The sequence below is a fragment of the Streptomyces alkaliphilus genome (assembly GCF_014141535.1).
GTDB lineage: Bacteria > Actinomycetota > Actinomycetes > Streptomycetales > Streptomycetaceae > Streptomyces > Streptomyces alkaliphilus.
Genome location: NZ_VKHT01000083.1, coordinates 1 through 9,928, shown reverse-complemented (window position 1 = coordinate 9,928; position 9,928 = coordinate 1). Strand labels below are relative to the sequence as shown.

Annotated in this window: 5 protein-coding genes and 1 pseudogene; 3 read left to right on the top strand and 3 right to left on the bottom strand. The window is 72.4% G+C overall.

Annotated features, from left to right (window positions below):
• From FNQ90_RS05005 to FNQ90_RS04995, 3 genes and pseudogenes are all read left to right on the top strand, one after another.
• On the top strand, window positions 1-1,305 hold a 1,305-nt coding region (locus FNQ90_RS05005), incomplete at its 5' end, for an extracellular solute-binding protein (protein WP_182605150.1).
• Window positions 1,306-1,516: 211 nt separating this feature from the next.
• The gene (locus tag FNQ90_RS05000; protein WP_182605149.1) at window positions 1,517-2,584 is read left to right on the top strand and encodes a LacI family DNA-binding transcriptional regulator; all 1,068 of its coding nucleotides are present in this window, start codon (window positions 1,517-1,519) and stop codon (window positions 2,582-2,584) included.
• A gap of 36 nt (window positions 2,585-2,620) precedes the next feature.
• Window positions 2,621-3,457, top strand: a pseudogene (locus FNQ90_RS04995) (phosphatase PAP2 family protein); the annotation flags it as partial.
• A gap of 322 nt (window positions 3,458-3,779) precedes the next feature.
• Here the strand turns inward: FNQ90_RS04995 and FNQ90_RS04990 are convergent.
• The 3 genes from FNQ90_RS04990 to FNQ90_RS04980 form a co-directional block, all read right to left on the bottom strand.
• A complete protein-coding gene (locus FNQ90_RS04990) occupies window positions 3,780-6,902 on the bottom strand; it encodes a bifunctional [glutamine synthetase] adenylyltransferase/[glutamine synthetase]-adenylyl-L-tyrosine phosphorylase (RefSeq protein WP_182605147.1) in 3,123 nt (1,040 codons plus the stop codon).
• A 169-nt stretch (window positions 6,903-7,071) separates the two neighbouring features.
• Window positions 7,072-8,433: a type I glutamate--ammonia ligase gene (gene glnA / locus FNQ90_RS04985; RefSeq protein WP_143623241.1), complete on the bottom strand. Its 1,362-nt coding sequence runs from the start codon at window positions 8,431-8,433 to the stop codon at window positions 7,072-7,074.
• A 193-nt stretch (window positions 8,434-8,626) separates the two neighbouring features.
• Window positions 8,627-9,778 (bottom strand): alkaline phosphatase PhoX, encoded by a 1,152-nt coding sequence (locus FNQ90_RS04980; protein ID WP_182605146.1) that lies wholly within the window; start codon window positions 9,776-9,778, stop codon window positions 8,627-8,629.
• Between the last annotated feature and the right edge of the window lie 150 nt (window positions 9,779-9,928).

Genomic DNA, 9,928 nt, shown 5'->3' with positions numbered 1-9,928 from the left:
GGCCGGCGGTCCCGGGGCATTCCGCCGGGGGCGGCGCTCCTGGCGGTGACCGTCGTACTGCTTCCCCTCGCGGCCTGTGGAGGCGGGGACAGCGGCGCGGAGGCGGAGCCCGTCACCGGCTCCATCACCTTCTGGGACACCTCCAACGAGACCGAGGCCCCACTGTTCAACCAGTTGGTGGCCGCCTTCGAACGGGAGCACCCCGGCATCGACGTCGACTACGTCAACGTGCCGTTCTTCGAGGCCGAGCAGCGGTATCTGGAGGCGGTCGGGACCGGCTCCGCCCCCGACGTGCTGCGGGCGGACGTGGGGTGGACGGCGAACATGGTCGCGGGCAACCTGCTGGCCGACCTGGCCGGCACCCCCGCCGAACCGGCCCCGGGGGAATTCCTGGAGACCGTCGTGGAGAGCGTCGTGTTCGACGACGCGGTGTACGGGGTCCCGCAGGTCACCGACACCCTGGCGCTGATGTACAACAAGGAACTCTTCGAGCGGGCGGGCCTCACCCGGCCGCCCCGTTACTGGTCGGAGGTGGAGGAGTACGGCCTGGCGGTCGCCGGGGCCACCGACGCCGAGGGGATCGTGCTCAACACCGACGGGTACTTCGCGCTGCCCTTCCTCTACGGGGAGGACACCGACCTGATCGACCCGGGGACCCGCACCATCACGGTGGCGGGCCCCGCCGCCGTGCGCGGCCTCTCCGCCGCCGCATCCCTGGTGGAGTCCGGCGCCGCGCCGGTTCCGCCCGAGGAGGACGCGTACGGGGCCATGCAGGGGGCCTTCAAGCGGGGCGAGGCCGCCATGATGCTCAACGGCCCCTGGGCCGTGGCGGACCTGCTCGACTCCTCGGTGTTCGCCGACGGCACCAACCTCGGCATCGCGCCGGTGCCCGCCGGCAGCGGCGGGACCGCGGGTTCTCCCACCGGCGGCCACAATCTGGTGGTCTCGGCCGGCACCCGGAGCCCGGACGCCGCCCACCTGTTCGTGTCCTTCATGACAGCCGCCGAACAGCAGGAGAAGGCCGCGGTGGAACTGGGACTGCTGCCGACCCGCAAGGCCGCCTACACCGACGCGGTGTTGGCCGACCCGGTGCGCAACTCCTTCTACTTCGCCCACACCAAGGCGGTGCCGCGCATCCCGCTGCCGGAGGGGTCCCGGATGTTCGGCGACCTGGAGGAGGCGTACACGGGAGTGCTGTTCGGGGAGACCACTCCGGCCGACGCCCTGGCGGTCACCGCCCGGACCTGGCACGAGGAGTTGCTGACCGACCACACCGTGGCCACCGGGGGCACCGACGGCGGGTGACCCCCTCACCCGGGGCCCGGGCTCGTCGCCGTCCGCCGTCGGGCACCTCCCGATCGGGCACCTCCCGATCGGGCACCTCCCGATCGGGCACCTCCCGATCGGGCACCTCCCGATCGGGACACGCCCGACGGCGGGCACATTCCGGATGATTTCCGAAGAATCACCACCGTGCGGTGGGCAGCGCCCCCGGTGACCGGTACAGTCCGATTTCGTGACCGCACGGCTTGCCGACATCGCAGCCCAGGCGGGGGTCAGCGAGGCCACGGTCAGCCGAGTCCTGAACGGCAAACCGGGGGTGGCCGCAGGCACCCGCGAAGCCGTGCTGGCCGCGCTCGACCTGCTCGGCTACGAGCGACCGGCCCGACTGCGGCAACGCAGCGCGGGGCTGGTGGGCCTGATCATCCCCGAGCTGGAGAACCCCATATTCCCGGCCTTCGCCCAGGTCATCGCCCAGGCGTTGACCCGGCAGGGCTACACCCCGGTGCTGGCCACCCAGACCCCGGGCGGCTCCACCGAGGACGAACTCACCGGCATGCTCGTGGAACGCGGCGTGTCGGGGATCATCTTCGTCTCCGGCCTGCACGCCGACACCACCGCCGACATGGAGCGCTACGAGCGCCTGCGCGGCCACGGCGTGCCGTTCGTGCTCGTCAACGGGTTCTCCCCCAAGGTCCGCGCCCCCTTCGTCTCCCCCGACGACCGGGCCGCGATGGGCCTGGCGGTCGCGCACCTCGCCTCCCTGGGCCACCGGCGCATCGGCCTCGCGCTGGGCCCCGCCCGGTTCGTGCCGGTGCGGCGCAAGATCGAGGGCTTCCTCCGCGCCATGGCCGACGAACTGGGGCTGGAGGCGGAGGAGAGCGGAGAATTCGTCCGGCACTCCCTCTACACCCTGGAGGGCGGCCAGGCGGCCACCTCGGCGTTGTTGGACCGCGGGTGCACGGCGGTGATCTGCGCCAGCGACATGATGGCCCTGGGCGCCATCCGGGCCGCGCGCGGACGCGGACTCACCGTGCCCCGGGACGTCTCGGTGATCGGCTTCGACGACTCGCCGCTCATCGCCTTCACCGATCCGCCGCTGACCACCATCCGCCAGCCGGTTCCCGCGATGGGTCAGGCGGCGGTGCGGGCGCTGTTGGAGGAGATCGGCGGCACCCCCGCCCCGCACAGCGAGTACGTCTTCCTCCCCGAGCTGGTGGTCAGGGGTTCCACCGCCGCCGCCCCGGGGGGCGTCTCCGTCGCGGGGAGGACGGAACCCGGCGAAGACCGTTCCCGGGGATGATCGACGGTTCGCCCGGCTCTGGCAGACTGAGGCCCCATGGGGGAAACGGTTGTCGGAGTCGTCGGCGCGAAGGAAGACCAGCGGGTGAACAGGGAGGTCGTGGGCGACGGGCCCGGTGAGCACCCGGCGGGAGGTGGTCGGCCGTTCGCCCGCCTGCGCGTCCCGCGACGGCCCCGCCTGTGGTTCGAGCTGTTGCTCATCGCGGTGAGCTACTCGGTCTACTCGATGATCCGCAACGCGGTCCCCGACCAGGAGGTCGTGGCCCAGCGGAACGCCGAGCTGATCTGGGACATCCAGCGATCCATGGGGCTGGCCTTCGAGCACGCCGTGAACCACGCGGTCAACGAGATCACCTGGCTGATCACCGGCGTGAACTACTTCTACGCCACCTTGCACTTCCTCGTGACCATCGGCGTGCTGGTCTGGTTGTTCCGCCGGCACCCGGGACGCTACGGGGCGACCCGCCTGGTGCTGTTCGCCACCACCGGTGTGGCCCTGCTCGGCTACTACCTCTTCCCGCTCGCGCCGCCGCGGCTGATGGAGGGGGTGGACTTCATCGACACCGGGCTGGTGCACAACACCTGGGGTTCGCTCTCCTCGGAGAGCATGCAGACCGTCTCCAACCAGTACGCGGCGATGCCCTCGATGCACATCGGCTGGTCGGTGTGGTGCGGGATCACGCTGGTGATGTTGGCCCGGCGGCGATGGGTGCGGGTGTTGGGTGCCCTGTACCCGCCGGCGACGCTCTTCGTGATCGTGGCCACCGCCAACCACTTCTGGCTGGACGCGGTGGGCGGGGTGATCTGTCTGGGCTTCGGTTTCCTGGTCTCCGGGCTGTGGTTCGGGCGCCTGTGCTACCGGCTGCCGCGCCGTCCCGTGGGGGAGGACACCCCCACACACGTGGGGGGCGACACGCCCGACGGCACCCGGGGCCCGGGCGATGCCACCGGGAGGACCGGGACCGCCGGAAACCCGGCGGCCGCCGCGGATGCCCGGGATCGGGGCGGGAGCCCGACGGCCCCCGGGTCGGGGGCGGCGGAAACCGACCACCACGACCGTCCCGGTCCCCACCGGAGCGAGAGCCGGGACCACGCGTCCGGGGCGCGCCCCCGTCTGCTCCTGGAGGTCGGTCCACCCCCGACGCCGCGCCCGCCGACGGCCTGAACCATTCACCCCGGGTCGACCGCCGTGGAGGTCAACCGCCGTAGAAGAGGTCCTCCACCACCACCCGGGCCCGCCGGGTGGTGCGCCGGTAGTCGTCCAGGAGCTCACCGGCGTGGCCCGGCGGATAGCCCAGGTAGCGGGCGACCGCGCCCATCTCCCGACTCTCGTTGGGGAAGGTGTCGCCCGGCCGGCCGCGCACCAGCATGACGGCGTTGCGCACCCGGCCCGCCAGCAGCCACGCCTCCTGGAGGACCCCGGCCTCCTCGTCGGTCAGCAGCCCCGCCCGGTGGGCGGCGCCCAGCGCCGGCCTGGTGGAGGGGGTCCGCAACTCCGGTACCCGGGCGGCGTGCCGCAGTTGCAGCAACTGCACCGTCCACTCGACGTCCGACAGCCCGCCCCGGCCGAGCTTGGCGTGCAGCGTGGGGTCGGCGCCGCGCGGCAGTCGCTCGGCCTCCATCCGCGCCTTCAGTCGGCGGATCTCGCGGATCGCGTCCGCGTCGGGACCGCCCTGCGGATAGCGCAACGGGTCGATCAGTTCCACGAAGCGACGCCCGAGGTCGACGTCCCCGGCCACCGGGATGGCCCGCAGCAGGGCCTGGCTCTCCCAGGCCACGGACCAGCGTCGGTAGTACGCCGCGTAGGAGGAGAGGGAGCGGACCAGGGGCCCGGTGCGTCCCTCGGGCCGCAGGTCGGCGTCGACGAGCAGGGGTGGGTCCGTGGCCGGGATCTGGAGCAGTCGGCGCATCTCGTTGACGATGGCGAAGGCAGCCTTCCCGGCCTCCTCCTCCGACGCGCCCTCCCGGGCCTCGTGCACGAAGATCACGTCCGCGTCGGATCCGTAGGCGGCCTCTCCGCCGCCGAACCGGCCCATGCCGATGACGGCCAGGCGCACCGGTGGTTCCGCGTTCCCGCTGTGGGCCCGTACCGCCGCGCGCAGGGCCCCGGAGACGGTCACGGCGGTGATGTCGGCCAGTGCCCGGCCGATCCGGTCGAAGCGCTCGGGGTCCACCGTGCCGGGGACGGAGGGGGCGTCCCCCGGGCCGCCCGGCTCCGGTGTCGCCGACCCCCCCGCGATGGACCCCGACGGGGAGGGGGCGGCTCCCGGCCGGTCGGAATCGACGGGGCCGGTCTCCTCCTCGCGGGCCACGGGGGGAGCGGCGGCGTAGGCCTCGATGACGTCGGCCGCCGCGGTACGGAACAACTCGCGCCGGCGCACCCCGCGCACGGCGGTGACCGCGCCCCCGGGGTCGGGGTGCCGACCGACGGCCGCCATCACCTCCTGCTCCAGGCTCTCCCGACCGCGCGGCGCCAGGCTCTCCCCGCCGCCGAGCAGCGCCACCGCCTCAGGGGCGCGCAGCAGCAGGTCGGGCGCGAAACGGCCCGCGGAGAGCACCCGGGCGAGGTTCTCCGCCGCGGTGCCCTCGTCCCGCAGCAGTCGCAGGTACCAGGGGGTGTCGCCGAGGGCATCGGAGACCTTGCGGAAGTTGAGCAGGCCGGAGTCGGGGTCGGCGGCGTCGGCGAAACGGTCCAGCAGGACCGGCAACAGGGTGCGTTGGATGGCGGCCTTGCGGCTCACGCCGGAGGCGAGGGCCCGCAGGTGGCGCAGGGCCGCGCCGGGATCGGCGTAGCCGAGGGCGATCAGGCGCTCCCCCGCCGCCTCGGGACCGAGCCGGGCGGCACCGGCCTCCAGACGGGCCACCGCGTCCAGCAGGGGGCGGTAGAACAGCTTCTCGTGCAGCCGGCGGACCACCGCGGCGTGCCGACGCCAGACGGTGTGCAGTTCGGTGACCGGGTCGCGGGTCAGGGTGAGCGAGCGGCCCAGGCGGCGCAGCTCGCTCTCCTCCTCGGGCATCAGGTGGGTGCGGCGCAGGCGGAAGAGCTGGATGCGGTGCTCGACGGTGCGCAGGAAGCGGTAGGAGGCGTCCAGGTCCGCCGCGTCACGGCGCCCGACGTACCCGCCCGCCGCGAGCGCGGCCAGGGCGTCCAGGGTGGTGGGGCTGCGCAGGGCGGGGTCGTTGCGACCGTGGACCAGTTGCAGGAGTTGGACGGCGAACTCCACGTCCCGCAGCCCGCCCGGTCCCAGTTTCAGTTCCCGTTCCAGCTGCCCCGCGGGGACGGACTCCTCCACCCGGCGGCGCATCCGCTGCACGTCGGGGACGAAGTTCTCGCGGGCGGCGGCCTCCCAGACCATCGGGGCGATCGCCTCGTGGTAGGCGACGCCCAGCTCGCTGTCCCCGGCGACGGGGCGGGCCTTGAGCAGGGCCTGGAACTCCCAGGTCTTCGCCCAACGCCGGTAGTACGCCAGGTGGCTGTTGAGGGTGCGCACCAGCGGGCCGTTGCGCCCCTCGGGGCGGAGGTTCGGATCAACCGGCCAGATGGTGCCCTCGGCGGTGGTGTCCGAACACAGCCGCATCATCCGTCCGGCCAGTCGGGTCGCGGCCTGCAGGGCGACGTGCTCCTCCACGTCCTCGGGTGGCTCGGCGACGAAGATCACGTCCACGTCGGAGACGTAGTTCAGCTCGCGACCCCCGCACTTGCCCATGCCGATGACGGCCAGCCGACACCGTTCCGCGTCCTCGGGGGTCTCCTCCCCCGCGATCCGCAGGGCGACCCGCAGGGTGGCGCCGGCCAGGTCGGCCAGTTCGGCGGCGGCCTCCGCGAAGCCGTGGGTCCCGCTCATGTCCCGGGCGGCGATGAGCAGCAGGGCCCGTCGGTAGGCCAGGCGCAGGCCGTCGGCGTCCCGGGCACCGGCCAGGTCGGTTTCGAAGTCGGTGATGCCGGGGTGCAGCTCGGCCGCGGTCCGGAAGGCCACCAGGGCCTCCCATTCGGAGGGGTGCCGGGCCAGGTGCTCACCGAGCGCCTCGGACGCGCCCAGGACTGCGAGCAGTCGATCCCGCAGGGGCTTGGCGGACAGCACGGTGTCCACCAGGACCGCCCGGCGCTCCGGCGGTTGGGCCTCCACGATGCGCGCCAGCGAGCGGAGTGCCAGGTCGGGGTCGGCGGTGGCGCCCAGCGCGTCGAGCAGGACGGTGTCCCCGCCCCCGATGGTCCGGGGTTCGATGGTGTCCAGGAGCCGTACGGCGCCACCGGGGTCGGTGAACCCCCGACGCAGCAATTGCCCGAACCGGCTGTCCCGTCGCCCGCCCTGCGACACGGTGGTACTCCTTGGTTGCGTGGCGTGTGTGCCCGTGGTGCCCGCGCCGTCGGGGCGACGGCGCGTGGTGCCCCCTCGCCCGGTTTTTCGCCCGGTTTCCCGGCTCCTCCCCGACCGGCCCCGCCCGCCCCGTGACCGGTGCCCCGCCGGTGCCCCGGCGGGGCACCGGTCACAGCGCCGGGAGGTTCTTGCGCAGCTCGAAGGGGGTGACCTCGGAGCGGTACTCCTCCCACTCCTGCTTCTTGTTCCGCAGGAAGAAGTCGAAGACGTGTTCGCCCAGGGTCTCGGCGACCAGTTCGCTGCGCTGCATCAGCTCGATGGCCTCGCCGAGGTTCTGCGGCAGCGGGTCGATGCCCATCGCGCGGCGCTCGGCGTCGGAGAGGGCCCACACGTCGTCCTCGGCGCCGTGCGGCAGCTCGTACCCCTTCTCGATGCCCTGGAGACCGGCGGCGAGCAGCACCGCGTAGGCCAGGTAGGGATTGGCGCCGGAGTCCAGGGAACGGACCTCGACCCGGGTGGAACCGGTCTTGCCGGGCTTGTACATCGGCACCCGGATGAGCGCGGAGCGGTTGTTGTGGCCCCAGCAGATGTAGGAGGGGGCCTCGCCACCCGCACCGGCCGGGCGGTTGGCCCCGCCCCAGATCCGCTTGTAGGAGTTGACCCACTGGTTGGTGACCGCGGAGATCTCGGCCGCGTGCCGGAGCAGCCCCGCGATGAAGGAGCGGCCCACCTTCGATAGCTGGTACTCGGCACCGGTCTCGTGGAAGGCGTTGCGGTCGCCCTCGAAGAGCGAGAGGTGGGTGTGCATGCCCGAGCCGGGGTACTCGGAGAACGGCTTGGGCATGAAGGTGGCCTGCACGCCCTGCTCGAGCGCGACCTGCTTCATCACCAGCCGGAAGGTCATGATGTTGTCGGCCGTGGTCAGCGCGTCGGCGTAGCGCAGGTCGATCTCCTGCTGGCCGGGAGCGCCCTCGTGGTGGGAGAACTCCACCGAGATGCCCATGGATTCCAGCATGGTGATGGCCTGTCGGCGGAAGTCCATGCCCACGTGCTGCGGGGTGTGGTCGAAGTAGCCGGAGGAGTCGGCGGGCACCGGGGCCCGGCCGTCGGTGGGCTTCTCCTTGAGCAGGAAGAACTCGATCTCGGGATGGGTGTAGAAGGTGAAACCGAGGTCGGAGGTGCGGGCGAGGATGCGCTTGAGCACGTACCGGGGGTCGGCGTAGGACGGCGAGCCGTCCGGCATGAGGATGTCGCAGAACATCCGGGCCGTGCCGGGGGCCTCCGCCCGCCAGGGGAGAATCTGGAAGGTACCGGGGGCGGGTTTGGCGATCATGTCCGACTCGTGGACCCGGGCGAAGCCCTCGATCGCGGAGCCGTCGAAGCCGATGCCCTCCTCGAACGCCTGTTCCAGCTCGGCGGGGGCGACGGCCACCGACTTCAGGAAGCCCAGCACGTCGGTGAACCACAACCGGACGAACCGGATGTCGCGCTCTTCCAGGGTGCGGAGCACGAATTCCTGCTGCTTGTCCATCTCCACCCAATCCTCGCCGGTCAGGCCGCCCGCTCCCGGGGTACGGAAACCGCCGGGCCACGGGAGCATTCCACCACACCGTTTCCGGGGCGTTGCGCACGCGCGTCCGACCGTCGCACGGAGCGTGTCCCCCTCACGCCACTTCCCGGCACCCGCCCCGCCCGGAGGCGCGCGGCGGGTGCCGGGATCGGGATCAGCGGGAGGTCCGGAAGGGGCCGGTCACCTCGTAGGTGATGCCCCCGCTGCTGGAGCCGCTGGTGCCGCGCTGGGAGGAGAAGTACAGGCGGTTGCCCGCGGGATTGAAGGCGGGGCCGCAGATCTCCGAGGAGTTCTGCCCGGTGATCCGCAGGAAGGGCGCGACCACGTCGTCGGGGGTGATGATGCAGATCTCCATGTTGCCGCCGTCCTCGGCGACGTAGAGGTCACCGACGGGCGTGCCGGTGATGTTGTCCACACCGGTCAGCGGCGGGTTGGCGGTCAGGTCGTCGTCGTAGACGATCTCCAGGGTGTTGGCGGCGGCGTTGTACGCCCACACCCGGTTGTCCCCCTTGGTGGTGAAGAAGCAGATGTTGCCGCGGTAGTAGCAACCCTCACCACCGTTGAAACGGCGCGTGTTGGGCACCTGGTTGCGGGTGGAGGTGGAGGAGGCGGAGGGGTCGGGGACGGTGACCCAGCTCAACGAGCCGCCGTTCTGGGTGAGGATCTGCAGGGTGCCGGAGGAGAGGTTGCCCCAGGTGGTGGGGATGAAACGGTAGAAACCGCCGGTGGACTCGTCCTCGGTGAGGTAGATGACCCGCCGGTCGGGGTCGCAGGCGGCCGCCTCGTGGTTGAAGCGGCCCATCGCGGGACGCCGGACGGCGGCGTTCACCCCGCGCGGGTCGGTCTCGTAGACGTAGCCGCGGCTCACCTCCTCACAGGAGAGCCAGGTGTTCCACGGGGTTTCGCCGCCCGCGCAGTTGCGGTTGGTGCCCGAGAGGATGGAGTAGGCACCGGTGATGCCGCCGTTGGCGTTGAAGCGGATCGCGCCCACACCGCCCGCCCCGTTGGAGAGTTCGGCGTTGGAGACGTAGATCCAACCGCTGCCGTCGGCGAAGCAGGCGCCGCCGTCGGGGGCACCGTGCCAGCGGTGGGAGGTGCCCGCGACGAGTTGGGAGGAGCGGGCGACGATCCGGCTGGTGAATCCCTGCGGCAGTTGGATGCCGTTGGCGTCGGCGGCCCGCAGCGCGCCGTAGGGGCTCGGTCCGGTTCGGGCGGGGTAGCCGAAGGACTCGCGGGTCATGGTGAACCCGAAGGCCACCGCGCCCGCGCCGACGACCGCGCCGCGCAGGAGATGACGCCGTTCCATGACTGCTCCTTGTGGAGGACGGCCCCGCCGCACGACGGGGCACCGGGGATGAGCACGGGAGGAGACGGGACACGCGGAACGACCCGCGGACGGCGCGGTGCCCACCGTCCCGGAGGCGGCCCGGGCGACGTCCGCGGGTCGTTCCGCGTG